The organism is Pseudomonas sp. MF6776 (assembly GCF_016613125.1).
Classification (GTDB): domain Bacteria; phylum Pseudomonadota; class Gammaproteobacteria; order Pseudomonadales; family Pseudomonadaceae; genus Aquipseudomonas; species Aquipseudomonas iridis.
The window spans coordinates 1-24,640 of the sequence record NZ_JAENSQ010000041.1 but is presented as its reverse complement, the minus strand read 5'-3'; the positions used below and the strand labels follow the sequence as shown (position 1 = coordinate 24,640).

Annotated in this window: 26 protein-coding genes and 1 pseudogene; 18 read left to right on the top strand and 9 right to left on the bottom strand. The window is 55.5% G+C overall.

Annotated features, from left to right (window positions below; translation table 11 throughout):
- The first annotated feature begins 60 nt into the window (after positions 1-60).
- The gene (locus tag JJD74_RS27620; RefSeq protein ID WP_200617353.1) at positions 61-639 is read left to right on the top strand and encodes a hypothetical protein; all 579 of its coding nucleotides are present in this window, start codon (positions 61-63) and stop codon (positions 637-639) included.
- Complete coding sequence (locus JJD74_RS27615; RefSeq protein ID WP_200617351.1) at positions 632-1,141, top strand: hypothetical protein; 510 nt, start codon at positions 632-634, stop codon at positions 1,139-1,141. Before JJD74_RS27620 ends, JJD74_RS27615 begins: the two co-directional genes overlap by 8 nt.
- A 447-nt stretch (positions 1,142-1,588) precedes the next feature.
- Here JJD74_RS27615 and JJD74_RS27610 read toward each other — a convergent pair whose 3' ends face one another.
- Complete coding sequence (locus JJD74_RS27610; protein WP_200617349.1) at positions 1,589-1,924, bottom strand: DUF4870 family protein; 336 nt, start codon at positions 1,922-1,924, stop codon at positions 1,589-1,591.
- A gap of 188 nt (positions 1,925-2,112) precedes the next feature.
- Here JJD74_RS27610 and JJD74_RS27605 point away from each other — a divergent pair, with 188 nt between their 5' ends.
- The 3 genes from JJD74_RS27605 to JJD74_RS27595 all read left to right on the top strand — a co-directional run bounded on the left by JJD74_RS27605 (position 2,113) and on the right by JJD74_RS27595 (position 4,125).
- Positions 2,113-2,730, top strand: a complete 618-nt coding sequence (locus JJD74_RS27605; RefSeq protein ID WP_200617347.1) for a hypothetical protein — start codon at positions 2,113-2,115, stop codon at positions 2,728-2,730.
- A 96-nt stretch (positions 2,731-2,826) separates the two neighbouring features.
- The gene (locus JJD74_RS27600) at positions 2,827-3,144 is read left to right on the top strand and encodes a hypothetical protein (RefSeq protein ID WP_200617345.1); all 318 of its coding nucleotides are present in this window, start codon (positions 2,827-2,829) and stop codon (positions 3,142-3,144) included.
- 60 nt (positions 3,145-3,204) lie between these two features.
- Positions 3,205-4,125, top strand: a complete 921-nt coding sequence (locus JJD74_RS27595) for a hypothetical protein (RefSeq protein WP_200617344.1) — start codon at positions 3,205-3,207, stop codon at positions 4,123-4,125.
- A gap of 183 nt (positions 4,126-4,308) precedes the next feature.
- Here the strand turns inward: JJD74_RS27595 and JJD74_RS27590 are convergent, their stop codons facing one another.
- A complete protein-coding gene (locus JJD74_RS27590) occupies positions 4,309-4,536 on the bottom strand; it encodes an Arc family DNA-binding protein (protein ID WP_200617343.1) in 228 nt (75 codons plus the stop codon).
- 242 nt (positions 4,537-4,778) lie between these two features.
- Between JJD74_RS27590 and JJD74_RS27585 the strand changes: the two genes are divergently transcribed.
- The 5 genes from JJD74_RS27585 (at position 4,779) to JJD74_RS27565 (ending at position 8,014) form a co-directional block, all read left to right on the top strand.
- Positions 4,779-5,186 carry a TraR/DksA family transcriptional regulator gene (locus JJD74_RS27585; protein WP_200617339.1) on the top strand — a complete coding sequence of 136 codons (408 nt, stop codon included), beginning with the start codon at positions 4,779-4,781 and terminating at the stop codon, positions 5,184-5,186.
- Positions 5,187-5,319: 133 nt separating this feature from the next.
- Positions 5,320-5,922 (top strand): hypothetical protein, encoded by a 603-nt coding sequence (locus tag JJD74_RS27580; RefSeq protein WP_200617337.1) that lies wholly within the window; start codon positions 5,320-5,322, stop codon positions 5,920-5,922.
- Positions 5,923-6,010: 88 nt separating this feature from the next.
- Positions 6,011-6,955, top strand: coding sequence for a DsbA family protein (locus JJD74_RS27575; protein ID WP_200617335.1), 945 nt, complete (start codon positions 6,011-6,013; stop codon positions 6,953-6,955).
- Positions 6,956-7,241: 286 nt separating this feature from the next.
- On the top strand, positions 7,242-7,439 hold the full coding sequence (locus tag JJD74_RS27570) for a hypothetical protein (protein ID WP_200617333.1): 198 nt from the start codon (positions 7,242-7,244) through the stop codon (positions 7,437-7,439).
- Positions 7,439-8,014 carry a hypothetical protein gene (locus JJD74_RS27565; RefSeq protein WP_200617331.1) on the top strand — a complete coding sequence of 192 codons (576 nt, stop codon included), beginning with the start codon at positions 7,439-7,441 and terminating at the stop codon, positions 8,012-8,014. The genes JJD74_RS27570 and JJD74_RS27565 overlap by 1 nt, the downstream gene beginning before the upstream one ends.
- Positions 8,015-8,026: 12 nt before the next feature.
- Here JJD74_RS27565 and JJD74_RS27560 read toward each other — a convergent pair whose 3' ends face one another.
- The gene (locus JJD74_RS27560) at positions 8,027-9,499 is read right to left on the bottom strand and encodes a 3'-5' exonuclease (protein WP_200617330.1); all 1,473 of its coding nucleotides are present in this window, start codon (positions 9,497-9,499) and stop codon (positions 8,027-8,029) included.
- Between the two features lie 186 nt (positions 9,500-9,685).
- On the opposite strand from JJD74_RS27560, the gene JJD74_RS27555 reads away from it, so the two are divergent.
- The 3 genes from JJD74_RS27555 (at position 9,686) to JJD74_RS27545 (ending at position 11,952) form a co-directional block, all read left to right on the top strand.
- The gene (locus JJD74_RS27555; RefSeq protein WP_200617327.1) at positions 9,686-10,669 is read left to right on the top strand and encodes a hypothetical protein; all 984 of its coding nucleotides are present in this window, start codon (positions 9,686-9,688) and stop codon (positions 10,667-10,669) included.
- Between the two features lie 88 nt (positions 10,670-10,757).
- A complete protein-coding gene (locus JJD74_RS27550) occupies positions 10,758-11,288 on the top strand; it encodes a hypothetical protein (protein WP_200617326.1) in 531 nt (176 codons plus the stop codon).
- A complete protein-coding gene (locus JJD74_RS27545; RefSeq protein ID WP_200617325.1) occupies positions 11,260-11,952 on the top strand; it encodes a hypothetical protein in 693 nt (230 codons plus the stop codon). Before JJD74_RS27550 ends, JJD74_RS27545 begins: the two co-directional genes overlap by 29 nt.
- A 124-nt stretch (positions 11,953-12,076) precedes the next feature.
- Here JJD74_RS27545 and JJD74_RS27540 read toward each other — a convergent pair whose 3' ends face one another.
- The 4 genes from JJD74_RS27540 to JJD74_RS27525 all read right to left on the bottom strand — a co-directional run bounded on the left by JJD74_RS27540 (position 12,077) and on the right by JJD74_RS27525 (position 15,616).
- Positions 12,077-12,349, bottom strand: a complete 273-nt coding sequence (locus JJD74_RS27540) for an HU family DNA-binding protein (protein ID WP_200617324.1) — start codon at positions 12,347-12,349, stop codon at positions 12,077-12,079.
- A 269-nt stretch (positions 12,350-12,618) separates the two neighbouring features.
- The gene (locus JJD74_RS27535; protein ID WP_200617322.1) at positions 12,619-13,077 is read right to left on the bottom strand and encodes a hypothetical protein; all 459 of its coding nucleotides are present in this window, start codon (positions 13,075-13,077) and stop codon (positions 12,619-12,621) included.
- A 121-nt stretch (positions 13,078-13,198) separates the two neighbouring features.
- Positions 13,199-15,313 carry a type I DNA topoisomerase gene (topA, locus tag JJD74_RS27530; protein WP_200617320.1) on the bottom strand — a complete coding sequence of 705 codons (2,115 nt, stop codon included), beginning with the start codon at positions 15,311-15,313 and terminating at the stop codon, positions 13,199-13,201.
- 81 nt (positions 15,314-15,394) lie between these two features.
- Positions 15,395-15,616 carry a hypothetical protein gene (locus tag JJD74_RS27525; protein WP_200617318.1) on the bottom strand — a complete coding sequence of 74 codons (222 nt, stop codon included), beginning with the start codon at positions 15,614-15,616 and terminating at the stop codon, positions 15,395-15,397.
- Between the two features lie 153 nt (positions 15,617-15,769).
- On the opposite strand from JJD74_RS27525, the gene JJD74_RS31570 reads away from it, so the two are divergent.
- On the top strand, positions 15,770-16,258 hold the full coding sequence (locus JJD74_RS31570; RefSeq protein WP_200617316.1) for a PD-(D/E)XK nuclease family protein: 489 nt from the start codon (positions 15,770-15,772) through the stop codon (positions 16,256-16,258).
- 433 nt (positions 16,259-16,691) lie between these two features.
- Here the strand turns inward: JJD74_RS31570 and acuI are convergent, their stop codons facing one another.
- Positions 16,692-17,675 carry an acrylyl-CoA reductase (NADPH) gene (gene acuI, locus JJD74_RS27515; protein WP_074750964.1) on the bottom strand — a complete coding sequence of 328 codons (984 nt, stop codon included), beginning with the start codon at positions 17,673-17,675 and terminating at the stop codon, positions 16,692-16,694.
- Positions 17,676-17,722: 47 nt separating this feature from the next.
- Positions 17,723-18,355, bottom strand: coding sequence for an acrylate utilization transcriptional regulator AcuR (gene acuR, locus JJD74_RS27510; RefSeq protein ID WP_083370626.1), 633 nt, complete (start codon positions 18,353-18,355; stop codon positions 17,723-17,725).
- A 77-nt stretch (positions 18,356-18,432) separates the two neighbouring features.
- On the opposite strand from acuR, the gene gcvA reads away from it, so the two are divergent.
- The 4 genes and pseudogenes from gcvA to mmsA form a co-directional block, all read left to right on the top strand.
- A complete protein-coding gene (gene gcvA, locus JJD74_RS27505) occupies positions 18,433-19,362 on the top strand; it encodes a transcriptional regulator GcvA (protein ID WP_074750962.1) in 930 nt (309 codons plus the stop codon).
- A 209-nt stretch (positions 19,363-19,571) separates the two neighbouring features.
- On the top strand, positions 19,572-22,070 hold the full coding sequence (locus tag JJD74_RS27500) for a CoA transferase (RefSeq protein WP_200617312.1): 2,499 nt from the start codon (positions 19,572-19,574) through the stop codon (positions 22,068-22,070).
- Between the two features lie 129 nt (positions 22,071-22,199).
- A complete protein-coding gene (locus tag JJD74_RS27495; protein WP_074750958.1) occupies positions 22,200-23,357 on the top strand; it encodes an iron-containing alcohol dehydrogenase in 1,158 nt (385 codons plus the stop codon).
- 48 nt (positions 23,358-23,405) lie between these two features.
- Positions 23,406-24,515, top strand: a pseudogene (gene mmsA, locus JJD74_RS27490) (CoA-acylating methylmalonate-semialdehyde dehydrogenase); the annotation flags it as partial.
- Positions 24,516-24,640: the final 125 nt, after the last annotated feature.

Below are 24,640 nucleotides of genomic sequence, written 5' to 3'. Positions count from 1 at the left end.
TCCCGGGACTTGCATTTTCAGAACTGGTGTCACCATGACGTCAAATATTGGAGGTGCTCTATGACTACCGAGTCTTTCAGTCAGGACCTAGCGGCCCTGATCAAAGCTGTTCCGACTCTGCATCTGAAACCCGGCGAACTTGACGGTGGTGCGCCGGCTATCTTTGCCGGTAATGAGCCTGTATTTCGCTGCAGATCTACTGAGCTCGGTCACCGATACGCCGCTTTGGCGGTGATTGCATTTGAACAATTGGCGGCAGGCACAGAAAAGCCCGTGACTGCGCCGAGCAAGGCGGAGCAGGCGATTACTCCGGTGTGCTCAGCTGCGGCACATGCTGACCTGGCGCAACGCGTCTCCTCGGTCTTGTCTTTGCAACCCGAGCTGGCATCAAAGGTGCCGTTGTGGACCAAGTTGGTGGTCGCGGCCGTGGCTCCCTTTATGGTTGGGGCAGACAACGAGGCACCAGAGCTTTCGAGTTCTGGAGGCGTTGCTGTGGCGCAGACCAAGGCCGAAGTGGGGCCCCAGGATGCGATCCTTGGATTCATCTCATGGCTATCCGACTCGGGTAAGCCAGGCGAACAATTTTCACTTGAGCGGCTCGCTGAGCTTGCAGGCGATTGGGAAGAAACACATGCTTGAACAACACACATCCGCACCTGTGGTCTGGCCTGACTTCACGGATTCCGCGCCGGAGCTGTTGACCCTGGTAAAGCGGTTTCTTGAGGAGGCCCACGTAAAGCACAAGCTCCATCGTGGGGAGCCCGTGAAGACAGCCAGCAAGGGGGCGCAGCGCCTCATCTCGTGTGATGCGGTCCTCTCGCAAGTGCAGTACAGGCCGGACCGCTATAACGCATTGCGGTTTGATTTCAGTCTCTACATGGGCCACGGATTGTATGGAACGGTCGGGACAATCAGCGTGATATCTGCGCTACAGCAGGAGCTTTTGTCCAGGGTGGGAGCGGTAGTTGACCAGTCTAAATTCTCAATCATGGACACAGGTTTTGAAGCGGTCCTGAGCAACGGTTCACTATCGGTCTCGTGTGAGATGAGGCCGGCGGGGGCAGTGCTTAAAGCTCATCTATGGGTTCGTGCCAGTGCTCTGGACCCAACCCTGCGCCCAGAGTATTCTTTCGTCTCTTAAGCATGACGGCAGATTGATCTGCCTGCATGAGGCCACTTGGCCACCAGCTGTGTTACAGCAACCATCAACCCTTGCGGGCTATTTCCCGCTAGGGGAGGGGCTCGTGAATTTCCATGGAGTCCCTCAATGAATAGTTCCCAATTTCTGGTCTTGTCAGCAATCATTCTTTCCGGTTGCGTTGACATGCAGCCAACTGTGAACACATCTCCCGCCGTGCCTGCTCGTGTCGTTCCCGTGTGCCAGCAGTACGGAGGCTCTTATCAGTGCCAGTGGATTGAGTTGACATCTCGGCACACGAATCCCGTTCGGCCTTCGGATCGTCGCATAGTCCTCTAAGCGCAAATAAAAACTGGACTTGCTGGTCATTCGTTCCTTTGTCGGCTGTAGCCCAGGACATCATAAAAAAATCAAACCCCCGGTCGCGTCAGTGGCCGGGGGTTTTTTGTTTCAGATCGTGGGCTGGTGTTTAGAAAGCGCAAACAGGCCCTGCGCGATTCGCCATACGGACCAAATAAACCAGGCCGTGAGGACGATGTAGCCAACGCCTACCTTAACCGTAAGTCCACCCAGCACAACCCAGAGCAGGCTCCAGCAGCAGAGTCGAACTTGGGTGCGAAAATGTGTGGCGAGAACTTCATCAGGACATTTTCTGTGAAGGAGGGCGATGATTGCCCCCACTAAAGCAGTGATCCCGAAGAAGTATCCGGAGATGTAGAGCAGGTAGATCAGCAAGGCAACGCGCTGAGCAGGCAAGGCACGGGCTATGTGTTTCGTGACCGACATAAATACTCGTCAATTTTCCAAGGCAGAGGTGCCGCGCGACAGTAAGGTCCCCACACGGATGCTCACCATAGTCACATCCTTCTATAGCGGTATTTGTCGAGTTGGCCCCGTCCCAGGGACCAAACCCAAGCTCTCACGTTTGTGGCACCTGAGACCATAAGCGTCATCCTTGAGTTTTGGACACCGTGATGCTGAACGATCAAAGAGGTGAAATTTTGGGCGACTCAACCGGCGCCGATCACTCGCAAGAATGGGATTGTTTCAAGTGGGCCTTCTGGTTCGACTCTGATGAGAAAGGATTGGCCCGAGGGGTCCCGGAAGGCGAGCTCAATGAGTTTTTTATCCGCTTTGGCGGCTCCTGGGTCATCACGCACCGGTATTACAGAAGACCTGGTTACGTTGCCTCAGTGATTGTCGAGGCCCTTCGAGAATTTATCCCCCAGAACTTTTGGCTCGACTGTATCTACCGGCAATACGAAGGCCACGACATAAGTGAAAGGGATGGCCGCTGGTACGGCGATGTTCACGACCCGAAGTTCCCAGATGTCCCTGCAGAGATTGGAACCGATTGGCGACTCGATCCGCTTAGGCAATCGGCGTCAGAACAGGCGCAGCGTCTGCAAGAGGGAAGGTGTCCGATACATGGGATCAAAATGAGCTTTTCAGGCTTTAGCATGTGTGACGACCACCCCCTCGTTGTGAAATGCACCCGGCAAGGTTGCTCGGTCATTGGGCACCAAGGCCGCGGTTACGTAACGAAACTGGCTAAAAGGATCGTCGGTACCTGCTCACTATGGTGTGGGTAACACGTAGCCGTCGAAACCAATTTGAGGTGACAACCTTTAGCCCTGATTTGCCTTACAGGCCATTTACATCAACCGCAAGTAACATCTGGATGCGCTATGAAGAACGTAAACGCTGACGGCGAGACATTGGTGAACGAGGGCGGCTTTACCAGGGGATCATATCTTCTGGTCTGCAAGTGGCTTGGAGGATTAGCGCTTCTCTGTCTAATCGGCTATCCAGCGGTCAAGGCACTAAACAAGCCGTGGCAAGCGGCGTCCGTCGGTGAAATACGAACTGTGATCGCCGAGTCCGCCTGCGCGAAAAAACTGCTCGCCGATTGGAACAGTAGCGCTCAAGCAATCACGCACAGGGATCTGAAACATGTAGCGGATCTCTGTCAGCCGGTGGATCAACAGAGCAAAGCGTTCAACTAAAAAATTTGCACTTTCACGGCCTTGTGGTCTGATTTAGAAAAACCAAAGAGAGGTCCAAGGATGAAGTCCATCGGATACACACTGATCGCTGTAGCTATCGCTTCCCTGGGTGGTTGCGCCGCGTACGACGGCGCCAAAAAGGCTCAAGTTGATGGATTGGGAACGGCACAGTCTGCGTCAGTGCAATACGAGTTTCGCGCTGCAGATGAGATGACCATCAAACACGCAAACAGCCAACCTCAGAAGTTTGCCAGCACTGCGACGGCAACCGACAAGGTCTTTGCAGTAATGGGGATGCCGTCCTTGAAGGCTGCCCCTGCCGGCTCGTTCACAGGCACTCAGTTGCGTCAGTCGACCAAAGAGGAAACGATCCGCTATATGTCGACCGACTCCTCGCGTCCAAGCTCAACGGGTAAGGACCTTGAGGCAATTGGCTTAAACGCCATTGGTGGAGATGTGGGGGGCGCCGGCATGGTGCTGAGCCTGGTGGCTGGCTCTCCAAAATTCGACCCTCGCGTCACGCAAGGTTATGTTGTCTGCTTTATGCCTAAGGTCGACGGGCAAGACATGGCTACGGCCGTGGCGGGGTGCGGGACGAAGATGGAGGCCATGTTTGCCAAGACAGTGGTCGACGTTACCAAATCTTATGACTTGCCCAATGGACAATTCAGGTTGGGCAAAATTGAGACCACGGCTGGCATGAAGGCGGCCAAAGTCTTCATGGGGCACCGAGGTATCCTCGCTGCAGACGGTTACGCCCCAGTAGATCGTGGTGGGTTCCCTGCGCGAATCGTGGCTATCCCGGTTGGGCACGAAACCACGAACGGCTCGGCCTCGGGGTCGCTCTTCGACTCGATGGTGCTCAAGACCCGTGGTGAAGTGACGTCTGAGCAGCTGGCTGCCGCCCTGTCCAAGAACCTGCCGAACGATACTGCTTTTTACCTACCCGACAGTGAGCGTGGTCCATCTGCGTTCTATTGATACTGGGTCTGCCTATCCGATTGTGTCCCAAACCAAACCGGCCAATAAAAATGCCCTCTTCGCAGAGGGCATTTTTTTGTCCAAAGAATTCTGTCAAACCTTCGCATCTGGGTAGAACGAATGATCGCCGGTCGAGCTCCATGGCAGCGATGGCCAGGGGTATATGGTAGTTGGAGATGGGACTTAGGCGGGCACCATTTCTGTGGACTGTATGGAGGCAAGCTGGTTTTTCACGCTCGCGATTAGCAGCTCCAGTTCGTCCAGTCCCTCAAGATATTGGCTCATGCCGTGTATGAGTTCTTGGTTGATGCTTCGATTATTCGCTCGAGCTTTTTCACTGATCCTCTGAAAGATGAAGTCGGGAAATCTTGCAGTAAATTTTGCTTCATTTGTCGTTACGTTCTTTGTCATGCGCGCTCCTGTTTGTATGCAAACAACCATGGCTACACGGTCGTGTGGAATTGAAAGAGTCTTCTCGCACGCCCAGTTGGGTTAGCCGGTCTCAAATAACCTCGCCGGCAATAGTCAACGATACTCATCATTGAAAGTTTCTAATTCGCCCCTGGACGGGGCCACCATTGGGCCCATCTAGCAGGTTGCATATTTCAAACTGTCGGCATGATTCAGGTGATGAAAACACCCTGGAGGTTGACGTGACGAAAAGTGAAATATTGCTCATGAGTGCCGATGACTACATGTCCGGCTCTCAGCTTCAGTTCTTCCGCGAACTGATCAATGCCCGTATCAGCGAACTCCGTATACGTATCGGCGATTGGAGAGAAGAACTTGAGCGTTTGGAGAACGTGCCCGATCCTGGTGACGCCGCGACAATCGAAGAACAGCGTCAAAAGGTAACCAGCTCGATCCGGCGTGACTCATTGGCCCTGAGTGAGCTTGTGGAGGCTCTCAGTCGAATTGAAGAGGGCAGCTACGGATACTGTGAAACCGGGCCTCAGATCGGATTGCGCCGGCTGCTGGTACTGCCATCGGCCAAACTGTGCGTTGAGGAGCAGGAGCGCCGCGAGGCGCGGGACCGTCATCGCGCAAAATTCGCCGCCTGAAACGTGTGGGGTTGACACCAACAACAGTGGTGCGTCAACCCCTATTCCAAGAGCGTGATGAGCTGATTCAAACGCAATCATCAGGCAAATAAAGGGGCTAACCACCACAAACGTGGAAGACCCAGAGGTGATAATGGCCAACCAAATGCTAGAGAACGAGACCATTAACTTGAAAGACCAGATCGCCCTTAAGGCAGAGTTGTTGTTGATGCGTAAAGAGGCCCGCTGCGTACTTCACCTATTCGTCGAGGAACGGCAAAAGTTGAGATCGGCTGAACGCGCACTGGGTATTTTGGATGCGAAGGGGAAGGGGCAGGGACTTCCAAGGGATGACATTTTTGTCTATCAAAGTCACTTGGCTCAAAGCCGATTCTTTGCCACTCGAATGAGTAATCTGGCGGTTACCCTGGCTGCCTATGGTCACAGGATAATTGCGCTGCTGGACGCACTCTCACCAGTCTTGACGCTGGTTCAGCGCCTGGATCTCATTGGCGCTCAAGCGAAAAGCCTACCTGGTGTCGGATGGACCTCGGCTTCACTTGTTCAATTAGTGACTCGGTACAAGGCAGAAGATTCTTCTTCCTGCAGCCGTGGTGTAATGGGCCCGCTACTGGCGTGTGTGATGGCGAGTCACGGCGAGTTGATCGTGGCCCGGAAATCGGTGCGACAAGCCATGCAGATCCATTCCCCGATACTGCCGTCAGTTGCTTCTCTCATGCTCCTTGCCGCACGGTAACCGAGCCAGTTTGAGGGGCTGATTAGCCCCTTTCGGTTTTCACGGCTGAGTATCGTCTCCTGCACTAGATACCACTGCAGGAACAGCCATGCTCAACCTCAAACCGCTCCTCCCGGCTATAGCCATCTCAGTCGTCCTCTCCCAGATTGCAACCTTTGGCGGGCTTGCAGCATTCAACGCCTGGCAGGGCGGTCGATATCTCGATGACAAGGTGGCCGCTGCTGTCGACGATCTCATTTTCCAGCGCGAGCTTAAGGAAATTGAAGCCTATGCCAGTGCCCAGTATGCCCGGTACCCCAAAGCGGTCGACACGGTGCCAAATGACGCGCGTGTATACGGTGACCTGAAAGCTCGGTTTACCCTGGCCGAGTTCTCTGACATGGAATGTCCGTTCTGTAAGAAGCTGCACCCAACAATGAAGGAAATTGTTGAGCGTTCTAACGGTGCCGTTAACTGGCAATGGCGACATCTGCCTCTGTCGTTCCACAACCCGGCGGCCAACGATGAGGCAAAGGCCTCCGAGTGTTTTGCCGAGCAAAAAGGCAACAAGGGCTTTTGGGTCTTTCTCGACCAGGTGTTCGACCTTTCCGCCGGCAACGGTGGCGGCGTGAAGGACTTGCCGGCGCTAGCCAAACGGCTCGGTGGCGACAAGGAGAAGTTTAAAGAATGCATGGCCAGTGAACGTCACAAAGACCGTATCAACGAGCACATGTTGATGGGGCAGAAGATTGGCGCCACCGGCACGCCTGCGACGATGGTCATCGACAATCTCACCGGTGAAAAAGAGTTTGTTTCAGGGGCTCAGCCGGCCAGCGCCTTCATTACCGTCATGAAAAAAATGATGGTTAGCGAGCGAGCGGACGCTCAGGCCGATGAGCAAAAGCGAAGGGGCGAACCGGTTGATGGTGGGGCAGTTGTAAGCGAACAAATACTGGGCTACGGCGGTCGAGCCGTTGCAGCGCCCAAGGCAGAGAAAATGGCCCCGGTGGCGACGGCTGGCGAGGAACAGGACGCCGGCGCAGATGAGCAGTAGAGCACCACTCTGAGCAGCTCTCTCAGGAGCAGGACTTGCATATTGGCTCTCTCGGTTGATTCTGAGGGAGCCATTTTGTTTGGAGAAAAACATGTCACACCAATGCGTCATAGCCATTCTGGGGACCCTGCCGGTCCGCACTTTGCCCTCAAGAACCGTTGACCTATACGCGCGGGCATTTTCTGAGTTTCAGCTGCAGACTGGGCGACCTCCCTACCGGATGCCTGGTCTGGCAATTGGAATGAGTCACTGCAGCGAATGCGGGGGCCGGGTGGAGCCAGATCTGGTGATTGACGAGATCCTGCTACAGATGAAAGCTTTAGAGTCAGATCCGGAGTATCCAAAAATTGTTGAAGGTGCGATCGACGAGTGGGCTCAGCACGCCCTGGCCGCGGCGGATATGGCTGACCCTGATCATGGATTGGAAAATGAGGGGCGGGCTAACCACAGCGATATCCAGGGTGCAGCTGGAGCCACTGCGTAATGAACAAGGTCAACTCCCATCCGCGCCGACGGGCACTTGGTGCGGCGATCATCAGGCCTCTCGTCTACGCCTGCTTCTTCTATTTTGGTGTGGGTGAACTGTTTCCCGCTCTTATGCGCCGGTTAGGCATTTTGGAGGCTTCTACGATTCTTTCGGGTGCTGGTGTGGCCTTTGCAGTGCTCTGCGCTGTGCGGGCGCTTGTAGGAGGCCTCAGCTGGATTCGAATAGGACGTCTTTGGCAGGTTAAGGGCCTTTTCTCAGGCTTTAATGTTGACCCTCGAGAAGACCTTAGAAAAATTCCAGCGCTGAAGGGCGAGCTAAGTGAATCGAAAAAGGTCGAACTTCTGGCGCTCACCAAGATTTCAAGAGGGTGGGGGGAGCTTGAGCACGAATTGAAGGTTCGCGGATTCCGTATGGTTCCCCATAGCCGCGATCTTTGCCTTGCGACGCTGGATTCGAACATTGAGGTGCTCTGCACAATGTCGAGTTTGGGATTCGGCTCTAGCTACGAGTCCCTTTGCAAACGATTTGGGGCATCACCGGATCATCTGGTGCCGCTCCGCCGGGCGATATGACACGGCGGTTATTCAAACACCTTGCGCTTGTTTGGCGGCCATTTTTACCTTGTAGGCGTGTTCGCGCATCAGGCCAATCACAACTTGATTGACCGCCAACTGGTATTTCGCGCGGGTGGCCGCGACGTACAGCAAATTGAGCTCGTCCTCACGCGACCCATGGTCCATCTGAGGGTCCAGTGGGTCCGGGAAATCATCCATCAGTGCGACATTGTCAAACTCAAGCCCTTTCGAACGGTGGGCTGTGGCCAGGATGATGTCGGCTTTGTCCTCCTCGTTTACTGTCATCGCTCTCATCTGCCGTAGACGGGCTTCAAGGTCGTCGTAGGCGCTGATGATCTTGATGGCTCGGACCATTTCGCGGTCTTTCGTTTCCTCTGCAATGGTCAGGTACTGGTTCCAGTCGCTGAACTCTTTCAACAGCCGTTTGTTTTTGACCTTATCAGTGCGGCCTTCGCTGAACCAATACAGGTCCTCGATGCTCGAGATCTGATACGAATCAATTTTCCCGATCCAAAACACTTTTTTGCCGGCCGCGGTGTAGTCCAGCGCTGAAAGGATGACCCCCATGACCGTGCGGTGGAGCAGCGCGGGACGTTTGGCGTCGCTGTCCAGGGTGGATCGGATTTTCGTTCGAGCGCCGGCCCCTATTACCGGCACCGTCTCGCCTTTGAAACTTAGAATGATGTTGGCAAGTGCGGCCGTTGCTGGCCCAAATCGAAACGACCTGGTCAGGCGAAGGTCAACTGCATCGTCGAGGTCAGGATCATCCAACGCATTGTCAGAACCTCTGAAGCGATAGAGCTCCTGGTGCCGATCGCCGACGAATATCTTCCTGCAGGATTGTTTCTTGATGAGGGCCAGTGTCAGGCCGTTCAGGTCCTGGCTCTCGTCCGCCAGTATGACATCGTAGGTTCTGCTGAGGTCAGGATTGCTGAGCAGGTACATTTTCAAATATCCGTCGTGCAAAAGGGGTACAGACGTGTCTTCAGGGTCGATCATCCGCTCCCACAGATACTCAGCAGACTTGAAAACATTTTCGATGAAGCTTGGTGGCATTTGCGAGCCCGGCATCCTTTTGACCATTGGGAGATGGCTTTCATGAAAGGTCTCGAGGGGGCTGCATAAAAAGTTGTTCAAGGTGTCGACCACTGCCCTTACCACGGTCCAATCATTCGTATTCAGCACCTTGGCCATATCCCCAAGTCGCAAATTGCCCTCAAGTTTATGCTCGAATTTTGCCCGATAGCCTTTGTAGGCCAACTCGTGTGTGGTCGCGCAGACGACGTTTTTCGGAAAGCGCTTTTTGGCCTCATCCCTAATTGCTTTGTTGTAGGCCAGGTACAGGTATCTGAGGCGATTGTGCTTGCGCGAATAGCCTTCGAGTGAGGTTGTTTTGGACGCACCAGCGAACGCTCGGAGCCTTATGAGCGGCGCCGTGCAATTGAGAAATTCCAGCTGCTCCGATGTCCAGTTAATGTCCACGGCCGTTCCCCTAGATTCAATCAGGCCAATCTAGCAAGGGGAGAGGAGTGCAGGTGACGAGACTGAGCCTGTAGGCGGGTTCGATCTATGACGGATATTGGTGCCCCATGCCGGGCATCAATGTCGTCCCGCTGCGAGCTTGAGGAGGGTGAGAATGATCGGGCCCCCACTTTACGTGAGACTCCAATGTTCATCGATTCTAACTGGCAGGTGATCGTACAATACCTGGCCTACATCTTCCTGATGCCGCCCTTGGTCATCCTGATTATGGACAGGCTGGTTCACTCGCTTGTTCGGGGCGTTTTCCCGTTCTACGCGGTCACAGGTGTTCTCGGTACACCCATCCATGAGCTGGGGCACGTTTTGGCGTGCTGGATATTCGGTTTGAAAATAACCCAAATCCGGCTCTACTCACCCGACGCGGCCACCGGGCGTCTTGGCTATGTCGCCTTCAGCTATCGTCCGTCCTCAACAGTTCACGCCGTTGGGCTGGTAGTGCAAGGTGTTGCGCCTATCTTTATGGCCTTCCTGTTATTTGAGTTCCTCTTTCCCTTTAACCCAACAGTGGCCCCTTGGAGCGATAGTGGATTTGATGGATCTGTCTTCCTGGAAGGCGTGGCCGGCGCTTGGACGCTGGCCTTCGGGAATCTCTGCGCCGGCGGGATGGGCCCCGTGTGGAGTATGTCCGCGCTGATCATAGCGATGCACTGCATACCATCGTGGGCTGATATCCGCCTGGCCTTAAGGGGAGGTGTCGTGCTGCTGGTTATCGCGCTTGCTGCTTCATTGCTGTTCAAAGTCGATTTTTCGAGTCAGCTACCCACTTTTTTGCGTAATGGCCTGGCCCACGCCCAGGGAATGGCGGATGCGATGACTATGCGGGCGCTTGAGTGGGTTATCTACGCGGTGACCATGGTCACGACATTGGCAGTTGCCGGGGTGGTTTTACTGTTGGTGATGCCCTCGCTTGTCCTGATTGTACTGAGACGAGTGCGATACGGCGGGGCGGTACCGTCTCATTCAGTCGTTGGGCTGGATCGCGCCGTCGGCAGCGCCCCGGTCGCTGGGTTTGTTGGTCTTCTTAATCCGGGTGGCGGCGTTGAAACCGATGATAGGACGATGAATTCTGTTCCCACAAAAAAAGGAATTGAAGAGGCTGCAGACTCGTAGGGTTTGACCCGGCCGTAGGGCCTATTTGGAGCGATAGCACAGGCACGGGGCGAATATAGTCGTCTCATGTTTTTAGCGAGTGCCATTAATGCGAATTGCCGTCCTGCTAATCCTGCTTCTCGCGATACCCGCATCGGCAAGTGACCCGGTCTCACTCGAGGCGAATATTGCTGATGCCATCTCTCGCGACGACATGGACGCCGCAGGGGTGGCACTGATCGAGTTGAAGGAAATGGCCTGTAGCGGCGATCCTCAGGCCGCAGCCAAGATCGGCCGGCTCTACCTCTTCGGCAACGGGCTCTTTGGGCGGGATCTTGAAAAGGCGAAGTCATTTTTACGGTTCGGAGCCGAGAGCGGAATCTCTCACTCTGCTGCGGATCTGGCGATCGCGATTGCGACAAACGCCGCTGGAGCTGAGGAGCTCCAGGAGGCGGCGAAGTGGGCAAAGATCGCACAATACGTCGATGGCGAGGGTAGTTCAGATGTCGTTGTTCAACTGGTCAATTTGGCCGCAGCTGGTACCGATTTAACCGTAGGGGTTCAGCGAGGTGCTCGCTGGATTCAACTTAACCGTACTCGAGGTGTAACCGTTGAAGGATCTCCTTGTCAGCCTGGCTAGGAATGTGAAGCCGGGATTGAGCATCATCGCTGCAGCGCTGGTTTTCTACTCTCTGTTCCAGATCCTGTTGCCAACTTTCAAAGCATTACTCCTGGTTTATGGGTTAGCCCTGCTGTTCGGCTTTCTCATGATTGTCCAGGGTGTGGGTCAATGGGCAATCACCTGGTTCGACAGTGGAACCAAGCGAGCCGGCTTCAAGGCCAGGTGCAATCGCTTGTGGTCCATGGCTCCGCAACTGCATGACCATACGCATGACGGCGTAATGCAGGACCTGATGATCCAACCGCTACCAGACGATTTCAGTGGGCAGTGCTGGGCATTTGGGATCGATACGTCAGGTTACCCCGGGTATGAGGCGGTGGGTTACTTGCTTGTCGAGGATTCAATGCTGCACCTCGCTGTGGTGGCAGGGGTGCGTGGAAAGTGGCACATCGATTCTTACTGCAGGGCCGCATGCACCGTGGACGGATCGGTCTTCACCATCCAATCAATCTGCGGCCCGTTGACTGGTTGGGTCGGTGTTGGTTCGATGTTAGGAGTTAGTCTGGGTCAAGCAGGAGATGAGGGGCTGCGCGGAGGGCCTTTCGGATATGTTCGGATTTTGAAGTGCGGTGTGCCACAGGTGCTTCACCGGTTTAGCAGTTTGGTAAGTCGCGCCAGATGATCATGGCGTACCCCACCCAGTGAAATAGAACAGACCTTGGCAGCAACTGGTGCTACTGCCAAGGAAGGCCTCAAAGCGCCCAAGCTCAGTTAAGCAATGCGACCACGGTTAGTATTCCAGTGTTTCAATTGACGGATTCTTTGAGCGATTTACCCGCCCGAAATGAGGCGGCCTTTCGGGCTTGTATCGTTAACGGCTTACCTGATTGGGGATTCCGACCGATACGTTCAGGACGGTCCACGACGCTGAAAGTACCGAAGCCAACGAGCGTAACGGCGCCACCACTTGCCAGAGTTTTGGTAATAGCATCGATCAGTGCATCAAGAGCTTTTCCAGCGGCGACTTTCGAAACGTCCGCCCGAGTTGAGATTTTTTCTACGAGCTGATTTTTATTCACTTTGGCGCCCCTTTTGGTTGGCTTGTGCTGTCAGAACGAAACAAGAAATTACCCTATACATTAGATGCAGCTATGGGCGTGAATTGCCCGGCGGTCGCAGGCCGAAGTGTGCGATCAGATCCCCAAATTCTCGGCGACCTTCCCCTAGCAGCAGGAAATCTTCAGTAGTCGGTTGTTGGCCGTGCATCACCTTGGAATTGACCCTTTCAAGTGACGCGGTTAGGTCCAGGAGACGTTGAAGTTTTTCCTTCGTCTCTTGGGGTATAACGTCAGTGTCGAACATGTGAGGCGCCCCTGCTCTTACTTTGCCTGGCTAGGAACACAAGCCTACGAGCTTCCATTTCTGCGCAAGCACCTTGATCAAAGGTCGGAGGCGAAATGTCGAGGTCACCAAGCTCCTCTAACTGAAATTCCATGTGGTGCCCGGCGATCTTATAAAGTTGCTGCAAAGCCACTTTGACACGTGCTTCCCGACAGCCCACAACACCCCCGATCAGGAAATCATTGATCAGCTCGCATGCCCTGGTGGGTTGGAGGCCAATGGCTTCCATTTCGAGGGCGCTGAGACCAGCCTTAACCTCATCACCCGAATGGATCTCGATAACGCCCGGCACGACACCAATCACGACGTTAAGGGTGTTGGTACCCGTGGCAATCCCGATCTCAATAGGAAGCTTTGCGTTTGCTGATGAGTAGCTGGTTACCGCGATTGCGCCGTCGATACACATAGTGGTTCAAGAGCCTCTGTCTGATCGGCGCATTATCCCGATGTGGTATCGAAGGAAACCCCCGATCAGGCCCCGTTAAAGGGGCGAACTCAGATTGCTTATGGCGCAGCAATCAATTTGCTTATGGCGCAGCAATCAATGGCTTGCCGCCATCGTCCGGCGCCGTACCCTTGCATGAAGGGTAGCCAAGGCATCCCCAGAACGGTCCCTTTGAACCTGGTCGCAGCGACATTTTCTTCTTCTTGCACTTTGGGCAATTCTCCACAGAAATGATGCGCTCCGGCTTAGGTGCGCCGTTCTCAGCTGAGGTGTCTTTGGTGCGGATGGTTGAGAGATCAGGTTCAGGCGGCTTGCCCCGTGCCTTGATGTCATTGCAGGACGCGGTGCAGGACGGGTACTTGGAGCATCCCCAGAATGCCCCCGAACTGGTGGCTCGCCGGCGAAGAACACCAGACTCGCAGATAGGGCAAGTGACCTGGTCGCCGAACATCTCTGATTTATGTTCAGCCACCGTTGCAGAGATGCCCGGGTCGGCTTTGATCTTTTCCACTTCACCCGTGAGCACCTGGTGTTGGTAACCAACGACGGCCAGGTACGATGCTTTCCCGGTGGCAATTTGGTCCAAGGCTTCCTCAATCATCTTCGTAAAGTCGTAGCTGACGAAGCTGAACCGGCCTTTCAAGATACTGATCACGCCTATTCCGAGTGGTGTCGCGTAAAGCTTGCGCCCTTCCTTGCGAATGTACTCACGCTTGTAAAGCGTGGCCACAATCGACGCGAAAGTCGAGGGCCTACCAATCCCCATGGACTCGAGCAGTTTTGTGAGCGAGGCGTCCGTGAGCCGCGGCGGAGGCTTAGTTGCGGTTGTGACGGCCTGTACTTCGCTGCATTGGAGTCGTGCTTGTTCCTGCAGCTCCGGGAGTGATTTGTCGGCGTCGTCCTCATTGCCCTCGTCTTTGTCTTCCACTGCGTCGTCTGGGGTCAGCACCATCCATCCCGGGCTCAATAGGACTCGGCCCTTTGCCAGGAACTGCAGGTTGTGATCTTTCACTTTGACGGCCGAGAGGAGCAGAGCCTTAGTCGCATGAAACTTGGCCGGCACCATCTGACTTGCCACCGCGCGGAGCCAGATCAGCTTGAAGAGCTTCATCTCATCGCTGTCCGGCGCAAAATCGGACGGTGTAATGTCGATTGCTGTCGGTCGAATGGCTTCGTGGGCTTCCTGGGCGTCAGCTTTGGACGCCCAAGTGTTGCGTGCTGCAGGGACCGCATGTCCCTTCCCAGTGAGCCATGCACGAATTTCTTGGGCCGACTCTTCGGAAAGGTTGGGGCTGTCGGTGCGGTGATAGGTGATCAGACCTGCTTCGAAGAGCGCTTGGGCCTTCTTCATGGTCTGGTCCACGTCCATACCCAGCTTTACACTTGCGGCTTGCTGCAGAGTCGATGTAGTGAAGGGCGCCGGCGCCTTTCTGTCCTCCTCTCGGCTCTCTATCTTGTAAACCATGAAGGCAGGCTGACTCTTAATGGCTTCGGCGAGGCTTTGCAGATAGGCGGCATGCGTGAAAAGGTCGGTTTGCTCAACTCCCATGGCTGCTTGGAGCGCCTTGTGTTGCCATTCAGCAGTCCAAACCGTTTGTTTACCTGGCCAGGGAAAGCTCACTTTCAGCTTGTAGTGGTCGACCGAGACGAAACCGGCGATCGCCTGTTCTCGTTCGACCAGAAGCAAAAGGGCTGCCGACTGAACGCGTCCAGCGGATAGGTTGACACCGGCCCCGGATAGCTCGGTCAGCAGCGGTGAGACAGTGTACCCAACGATGCGATCCAGAACTCTGCGTGCCTCTTGGGCTGCCACCAACATCATGTCGATGTCGCCGGCCTTGGAGATAGCTTCAGTCAGGGCTTTCTGGGTGATTTCGTTAAACTTAATTCTTCGGTATTTTTTGGGCTTGAGGACCTCCCTCAGGTGCCAAGCAATGGCTTCACCCTCGCGATCAAGGTCGGTGGCGAGGTACACCATATTTGCCTTCTGAATTAACTTCTTCAGGTTGGATACGACCTTTTTTTTGTCTTCACTTATCTCATAGTCAGGTACGAAGTTTGGGGCTTCTACCCCCATCCTCCTGAGTGGAAGGTCTCGGAAGTGCCCGACGCTAGCGGAAACCTTGAAGGAGTCCCCTAGAAATTTCTGGATTTTCTTAATCTTATTCGGCGATTCAACGATGACGAGATCAAACACAATGTTTAGCCCTGAGGAAACTTAGAGCAACATTGCCTTCAGGATCGGGTCGCTGGGGGGCAATCTGCCCCCTTGTTGGTGTTACTTGCGCAGCCGTGCGACCTCATCGGCTGTGCCGGCATTAAGGACAGCCCGCAGGTGAAAACGCTCATGCTCAGCCTCGCCCTGGCGTGCCATTGCTTTCATCTCTTGTGATGCTGCGTCGGGCAGGTTTAGTGCAACCATCAATTCACACTGGCCGAGCTTCGACAGCTCGGTTGCCGATACTGACCTTGGATGGCGGCCGTTGCGTTTACCGCTCATAGGTTCACCTCGTGGTTCCTGTAGTTACGCCTATAGGCTCTCACGTTCTCCTGAACTGCAACTTTTATTGTGGCTGGTTGGAGCTACAGCATAGGGGTTGCACTTTCCGAGACAGGGGTACTGTAGTGGTGTGAAAAAAGAAAAGGTGAGTAGATGAATCGTGCAATTGGAGCCTGGAGTGAAGATCTCCCGGATGCACTGAGAGGGGGGCGAGTAGTCCTTTCTGAGCGCGACTTGGCAACTGAGATTCCTGTCCCCCTGCATGGCCGGGGTGATCAGGTGTTTTTGGCGAATGGATGGCTGGTGCCCGTAGACACCAAGCGCAGAAAAAGCGAAGCGGTCTACATGAAGGATGTGATTCAGTTGAGCGTCTACGCGTTCATCCTGGCCCGGCAGTCGCAATCACTGTTTGGGCGAAACCTACCAGTGTCAGGGACAGGATTCATTCGAATCTCGAATTCGACGCGCACCGTATACAAGCCTGTGACGCTGCTATCCAGCGCTCAGGTGATTTCCCTCTGGAATAGGTATTGGATGTTGCGAGGGGAGGGGCTGCGCGCTGCCCCAAGGCACCCGCACGAACGGGTTTGCGTATCCTGCCCTAAAAGATCGAATTGCCCAGTGGGGCAGCGCATTCGATGAGGAAGGAAAATTTAAAGGGGGTGGCAGAAGTATCTTCTGGCTACCCCTTCAAGGTAGGTGTGTACCCCAAGCTATGGTTGCGTAATTGCATGGACGTGACCACTCATTTGCATTGCCACTGACCAGCCATTTGCATCCGTGCTGACCAACCGTTTGCATTCGACTTGACCAGTACACGCCGTTGTGACGATCGGCAGAGAACGGCCGATTCTGTTGAAAAAGTCCGTCATGGTTTCCACGACAAAAAGTACGCGCTTGAGATTGAAATCTTTGCGTTGAACAGGAAATTCCGGGCTCAGATATCGCGTAGTGGCGAGTAAAAAAGACGTTTTCAGCGGTCAGTGTGCGGGCAGTCTGGAAGAAGCGACTTTTTCAACAGAATCGGCCAGAAGCGGCCGGTCAGCCTCGTCGGGGTGTTCTCTGAGCATTCGAGTCAACCGTCCACGTTCACAATCAGTCGGCCGCGGACCTTACCTTTAAGAAGATCGCTCGACGCAGCAATGCTTTCTTGCAGACCGATTTCCCGAGTGATGAGTGCCAGGTTGCTCAAGTCAAACTCTGCTGCAATTCGTTCCCAAGCCTCGACGCGCCTTGCGAATGGCTGAGTAACGCTATTGATGCCCAGCAAGCTGACGCCGCGCAGAATGAAGGGCGCAACGCTCGAGGGGAAGTCCATGCCTTGTGCCAGGCCGCAGGCAGCCACTAGCCCTTCGGCTTGGGTGGCTGCGCAGACATTTGCCAGTGTATGGCTACCGACCGAGTCGATGGCCGCGGCCCAGCGCTCCTTGGCCAATGGTCTGCCAGGTTCGGAGAGTTCGGCGCGATCGATAATAGTTTCTGCGCCTAGAGAGCGTAGGTAATCCGCTTCAGTCGGGCGACCAGTGGAGGCAATCACTGAATAGCCACGCTGTGCCAGCAGACTGATCGCAAAGCTGCCGACGCCGCCATTTGCCCCCGTTACCAAGACCTTGCCACGATCGGCAGCCAAGCCGTGACGTTCAAGCGCCATGATGCAGAGCATCGCCGTGTAGCCTGCGGTGCCAACCGCCATGGCTTGACGCTCATCAATGCCGCTGGGCAGGGGAATCAGCCAGTCGCCATTGATTCGAGCTTTCTGCGCGAGCCCACCCCAGTGGCTTTCACCCACCCCCCAACCGTTCAGCAGTACCCGGTCACCCGGCTTATAGGCGGGGTGGGCGCTGCTCTCCACGGTACCCGCAAGGTCTATACCTGGAATCATCGGGAACTGTCGGACAACTGGGCTCTGGCCGGTGATGGCGAGAGCATCTTTGAAGTTCAGTGTGCTGTATGCCACGCGCACAGTAACGTCTGCGGCAGGCAATTGTGATTCGTCCAGTTCGGCCATGCGGGCCTGATAATTTGTGTCTTTTCTGTCGATGAGAATGGCTTTGAACATAGCGACTCCTTAATTTAGACCGGTCGTCTTTAAATTGGCGCAAGCAGTCACCGGGTGATGCCTGCAAGAAAACCATTGATGAACACATCCAGAGGGCTAACCCCTTGAACTAGGCGTGCACGCAGTACTGCGCCTTCCCAACCAATCCAGAAGTATTCGGCAAGGGCGTCACAATCGCAGTCGCTGGATAACTCTCCTGCTTGTACCGCTTCACCGAGGCAGATGGCCAAGCGGTTCTGCCAGTTGTGCAGTACCGCGTCTAATTGCTGGCGAAAGCTTTCCGGCAGTACCAACACCTCTTGGCCCAGATTGCCGACCAGACAACCGCGTCTGAACTGGTACTTGGTCATGCCGGCTTTGGCGTCTTCGACAAAGTTGGACACCCTCTGCAGTGGCGTGAAGCGCGAGTCTAGAAAACAGCGATCAAGCTTGCGCGCAAAGTACTGGGCATAGTGCCCAAGCACTGCGTGACCGAAGGCTTCTTTACTATCGAAATAGTGATAGAACGAGCCTTTGGGAACTTGGATAAGTTTGAGTACGGTGTCGATAGAGGTTGCGGCTAAACCCTGCTCCGTGAGGATTTCCATCCCGCAATGCAGGAGCGCATCCCGTGTGTCGGCATGTTCGCGGGCAACTTTCGGAGGGCGTCCTCTACGGACGACTGGCTTGATAGTGGTCATGCGAGTTAATTTAGACTGGTTGTCTCTAATGTCAATCATCAATTGATCAAGTGCTTCGATCGAAGCCTGGGTGATCCATGAAAAAGCGTCTTCCTCCGTTGAACTGGTTGCGGGCTTTCGAAGCCTCAGCGCGTCTATTGAACTTCACGCATGCTGCCCAAGAGCTCAATCTGACTCAAGCGGCTATCAGCCAACAATTGAAGGCCCTTGAGTCGCAATTGGGCGCGGCTCTGTTCAAGCGCCTACCGCGCGGGCTCGAACTGACTGAGGCCGGAATGTCCTACTTTCCAGTCGTGCGGGAGTCGGTCGAGCGCCTCGCAGCGGCGACCGATGAGATTTTCGGGCAGGGTCATCGCAGCGCTTTGATCGTGCGCAGCAGCCTGGTGTTTTTTACCCATTGGCTAGCGATGCGCCTACCTCAGTTTCGCCGCTTGTACCCTCAGATCAACCTGAGAATTGCTAGCAGCATCTGGGTCGAAGACTCTGAATCGGACGCTGATCTGGATATCCGCTACGGGCAAGGTCGTTGGCCGGGACTCAAGTCCGAGCGTCTGACCTGGGACACACTGGTGCCGGTTTGCTCCGCGGCGCTTGCAGCAGGGGAGCCGCCTCTCAACCAGCCACAGGACTTGATTCGGCATGAGTTGCTGCATGTGCTGGGGTATGAAGACGGTTGGGGATATTGGTTGAAGAAAAGCGGTGCCGAGGATGTCGACTCATCTCAAGGGTTGCAATTCGACACGCTGATTTCCGCGCTGGAAGTGGCCGAGTTGGGACAGGGTATCGCATTAGCTCGCTCATCGCTGGTGAGGCACTTGCTCGATAGCGGTCGTTTGGTTGCGCCCTTTGGCAGTGAGGTCACCACGAAGGAGGCGTTCTACTTGGTATACGCCGCGCACAGCATGGTCAACCCGGATGCGGCCGCTTTTGCCGAGTGGCTTTGTGCAGAGGCCACAGACTTCAGAAATGCGACCAAGTCTGGCAGTCAGGAGGATTACGAGCAATAAGAGGAAAATTACAGCCATAAGAAAAATGCCCCCTTAGGGGCATTTTTTATTGCTTTCCGTCGTGGAGCATTTCTCTGACAGTAGCACTCAGATCGCAAGCAGCCGGTACTGAAAGCCAGGCCGGATGAACGGTTTACTCAAGGCACTCACAATAACAATAAACCGCGTTAGGTCCGCGTGACCTACACGGCGCTACGTAGGGTTACCTCATGGGAAACGCTAAGAAACTGCCTCTGCAGGGCGTCAACGTCATCGATTTCGGGCAGTACATCGCCGGTCCTGCGGTGGCCATGATCCTCGCCGATCTTGGCGCTACGGTCATTCATATAGACCCACCTGCTGGCCCACTCTGGGACAGCCCGGCCAATGCCACGCTCAATCGCAACAAACTCTGCCTGCGTCTGGATCTGAAAAGCATTGATGGGTTGCGCCAGGTGCGTGAACTGATTGCACAGGCAGACATCGTTATCGAGAACTTTCGTCCGGGGGTAATGATTGACCTCGGTTTGAATTTCACCGAGATCCGCCGCACCCGTCCAGAACTGATCACGCTGTCCATTCCGGGCTTCGCCAACAACGACCAACTTCGCCGCGAATGGCGTGCCACCGAGTCGGTGATTGCCTCGGCGTCCGGGGTGTTTACCGACATGGGGCAGAACCGTGTGTTGATGGGTATCAACCCGAGCTTCTCGCCGCTGCCACTGGCTTCGGCCTACGGAACCATGCTCGCCGTTTCGTCCGTGGTACTTGCGTTACAGGCACGGGAAAAGAGCGGTGTTGGTGATGAAATCGAAGTGCCGCTGGCTGCTGCAGTCATGGAGGGGCTGTCCTATAACTCCATCAAGATCGACGGCTACCCACTGCGGTACAAGACTTTGCGCGAGAAGGAAAGTGAACGGCGCAAAGCGCAAAACTTGCCGATGAACCTCAGCTACGAGCAACTGCAAGACTATCTCGATCCGTTCTATCGCACCTATGAATGCGCAGATGGCCGCAAGTTCTATGCGGTTTGCCCTTCTCACCGCAAACATGCCAAGCGTTGTCTGCAGGCGATGGGCTTGTACGAGGAGATGCTCGCCGCCGGTCTGCCTAAGGTGAGCGATCCGTACTTGTCTATGGATCAATGGGAGGGCGATGCGTCGTTGGGCGTCTATCCGCTCCCTGCCGATTGGGCTGCGCGTATCTCGGTGCGAATGAAAGAGGTGTTTCTCACTAAAACGGCAACAGAGTGGGAGGTCATTTTTGGCGAGGGACGCTTTCCGGGGGCCGCACACCGCTCCACTCAGGAATGGCTCCATGACGAGCACGCCAATACGGCAGGCTTGGTCGTCGAGGTGAATGACCACGAGTATGGCGTAATGAAACAACCAGGTCCGCTGGCCTGGCTGGAGGGTTGTGCTGAGACCATGCTCAAGCCCCTGTCCCGCCGGGATGTCTCTTTCGACGAGGCGCTGGCAACGTTGCAAGAGCGTCCGGCGCCGATATTGCCAGCACCTCAACTCGACAGCCCCGGCGGATGGTTGGACGGTGTAAAAGTACTCGACCTCACCAACGTGATTGCCGGACCGCATTCAACCTCGTTCCTGGGCCGATTTGGCGCAGAGGTGATCAAACTCGACCCGGTGGTTCCGAACTACGATCCATGGAACACGGTCGTGTTTGGCCTCTCTTCGGCGCGTGGCAAAGAAAGCATCCTGGTTGACCTCGACCAAGCAGATGGGCGTGAGGTCTTCAATCGTCTCGTTCGTGAAGTCGATGTCATTGTCATGAATGCCCCCGACCGCCAACTGGCGCCACTGGGACTGGATGAGGCGAGCCTGCAGGCAGTTAATCCCGGCGTGATTTTCTGCCAGCTCGACTGTTTTGGCGGACCGCGTCGTGGCCCGCGTACGGACTACCTCGGCTATGACGATCTGATCCAGGCAACCACGGGCATCATGCTGCGATTCGGTGGTGGCATGGACACCCCAGAAGAACATGCGCATGTCGGCACAATCGATGTGATGTGCGGTTTCGCCGCCGCGCTGGGCGTGGCCACTGCGTTGTACCGCAAGCATCACACTGGCGAAGTTTATCGTGCACGTACGTCTTTGGCTGCGCTCGGAAACCTGGTGCAGATTCCGTTCTGCTATGACTTTGTAGGACGTGGTCCCTTTGATGAACCGAGCGGTCGCGAAGCATTCGGCTACAGCGATCTGTCGCGTTTCTATCGCACGGCGGACGGTTGGATCTACCTGGATGCCGACGAGTCCGATTTACCTAAGTTTGCTGCCATTGTCGAGTTGGCAGGTGTGATCGCCACGCCTGATCGCGCAGCCTTCCTCAGTCAGGCATTCAGTCGGATGGGCGGTATCAGGCTTCAGGATCGCTTGCAGGCTGCCAATATTGCAGCGGCGGTGCCCGACAATATCGACAACCTGCGCCAGCGACACAGCCGTCCGACAGATGGTCTCCCAGGAACCAGCGTTGGTAGTTATGCCTTCAGCGTGTACAGCGACCACCCAAGTGGGCACCGCATTACCCAACTTGATCCGTACGCAATCCGTCCGCGCGCGCATCTGATCCGAGCGCTGGCGCCAGCGGAGAAGTTTGGTGCTTCAACACGCAAGGTGTTGGCGCGCTATGGATATTCCGCCGAGCAGATTCATTCGCTGCTGGAAAGCGGCGCCATCGGAGAGAGCTGGAGCGAAACGTACCTGCCCAACTGACTGGCAAAACGCTTCACGGCGGTTCCAATCGAAGCTGAAATGAGCCGCCGACCACGACAACCCATCCTTCACACACGAGTTGCCCAGCCTGCTTGCGGGCACGCTCATGTCCTGAAAAGAGAATGCACCATGACTTACGCGAGTATTCTTCCGCGCATCCTTCAAACCGGAGCCGGTGCTAGCCAACAGATTCCGCAGATTCTGGCCAGCCTCTGCTGCTCTCGGCCTCTGATTATCACCGATCGCATGATGGTGGAGTTGGGCTATGCGCAGCGCATTTGCGATGCCCTAACCAGCCAAGGTCTTAATGCCGACGTGTTCTACGACACCGTACCCGAGCCCACGGTCGCCTCGATCCAGGCCGGTGTTGCCGTTGCCCGTGATGGGGGGTACGACAGCATCATTGCGCTGGGTGGTGGTAGCCCCATCGACAGTGCCAAGGCGATTGGCATTCTCGCCAGATTCGGCGGTGTCATGCGCGACTATAAATTCCCCAGAAACGTGACAGAAAGCGGCTTGCCCATTATTGCCATTCCTACCACTGCGGGGACCGGTTCGGAAGTGACGCGTTTCACCATCATCACCGATGAGCAGAGCGACGAAAAAATGCTCTGCGTCGGCGCAGGCTTTATGCCTGTGGCTGCATTGGTGGATTACGAATTGACCTTGAGCCTGCCGCCGCGGGTTACCGCCGACACTGGAATCGATGCGCTGACCCATGCGATCGAGGCTTATGTCAGCAAGAAGGCCAACCTGTTCAGCGATGCACAGGCGCTGGCGGCCATGCGTCTGATCGGGCCGAACCTTAGGCAGGTTTATCACCACGGCGATGATCGCGATGCCCGTGAAGCCGTCATGCTGGGCTCGACTCTGGCTGGCCTGGCGTTTTCGTCGGCGTCTGTCGCGCTGGTGCACGGCATGAGTCGACCCATCGGTGCGTTCTTCCATGTACCGCACGGGCTTTCCAATGCCATGTTGCTGCCTGCCGTTACCGCTTACTCCATTCCCTCGGCGCAGCGACGTTACGCCGATTGCGCCCGGGCGATGGGTGTTGCCACCTCCTCGGATAGCGATGACTTTGCGGTCGAGAAGTTGCTGGTTGAACTGGAAGCGATCAACCGCGAGTTGAATGTTCCTACGCCGGCGGCATTCGGCATAGACCGTGAGCAATTTTTCGCGCTGATGCCGACCATGGCCAGCCAGGCGCTGGCATCCGGCTCGCCAGGCAATAACCCCCGAGTCCCCAGCGAAGCCGAAATGGTCGAGCTGTACCGCAATCTCTGGTAATCCCGCACCTTTTTTCGAACCTGTCTTGACTGTACGAGGAGTGTTTTCATGACCACCGTAGGCCACCTGATCAACGGCGACACCATCACCGACGCCAAACGCACCCAGGACGTTTTCAACCCCGCAACCGGCGAAGTTTCTCACCAGGTTGCACTGGCGTCTGCGCAGACCGTAGAGCGTGCTATCGCGGCTGCAGAAGCGGCATTCCCCGCGTGGCGTGACACGCCGCCAATGAAGCGTGCGCGAGTGATGTTTCGCTTCAAGGAACTTCTGGAACAGAACGCCGAAACCATTTGCCGATTGGTTGGCGAAGAGCATGGGAAAATCTCGCACGATGCTGCCGGCGAGCTACAACGCGGCATCGAGAATGTCGAATACGCCTGCGGTATCGCTGAGTTGCTCAAGGGCGAGCACAGCAAGAATGTCGGGCCTAACATCGACTCCTGGAGCGAATTCCAACCGCTGGGAGTGGTCGCGGGGATTACACCGTTTAACTTCCCGGTCATGGTGCCGCTGTGGATGTTCCCTATGGCGATCGCTAGCGGGAACTGCTTCATCCTCAAACCGTCGGAACGTGATCCAAGTTCCACCCTGTACATTGCCCAATTGCTCCATGAAGCCGGCCTGCCCAAAGGCGTACTGAACGTTGTCAACGGTGATAAGGAAGCAGTAGACATCCTCCTTCGCGACCCCCGCGTTCAGGCGGTAAGTTTCGTTGGCTCGACACCAGTTGCCGAATACATCTACTCCACAGCTACTGCCCACGGTAAGCGCTGTCAGGCGCTGGGCGGGGCAAAAAACCACGCTATCGTGATGCCGGACGCCGACATCGACAATGCTGTCAATCAGCTTCTCGGTGCAGCCTTTGGCTCTTCTGGTGAACGCTGCATGGCCCTGTCGGTAGCTGTTGCGGTGGGCGATGCCGCTGCGGATGCATTGGTCGAGAAAATGCAGGTGGCCATGCAAAGCCTGAAAGTCGGTGCGCATACCGACAGCAAGAACGATTTCGGCCCGGTGATTACGCGCCAGCATCAGCAGAAGGTGATCGGCTATATCAACAGCGCAGAAGAGCAGGGCGCTACTGTCGTGGTCGATGGCCGCGAGTCCTGTGTTCCAGGCTATGAGGGCGGCTTCTTCGTCGGCGGCACCCTAATCGATCCTGAATTCATAGAATAAGCGCAACGCTTGAAACGAGAGGCAGAGAGCCAGCCACCGGTAGAATCCAGGCTCTCACACCGAAGGATTCAAGCGCAGATGACTACGCATTACCGGCAGCTGACTCA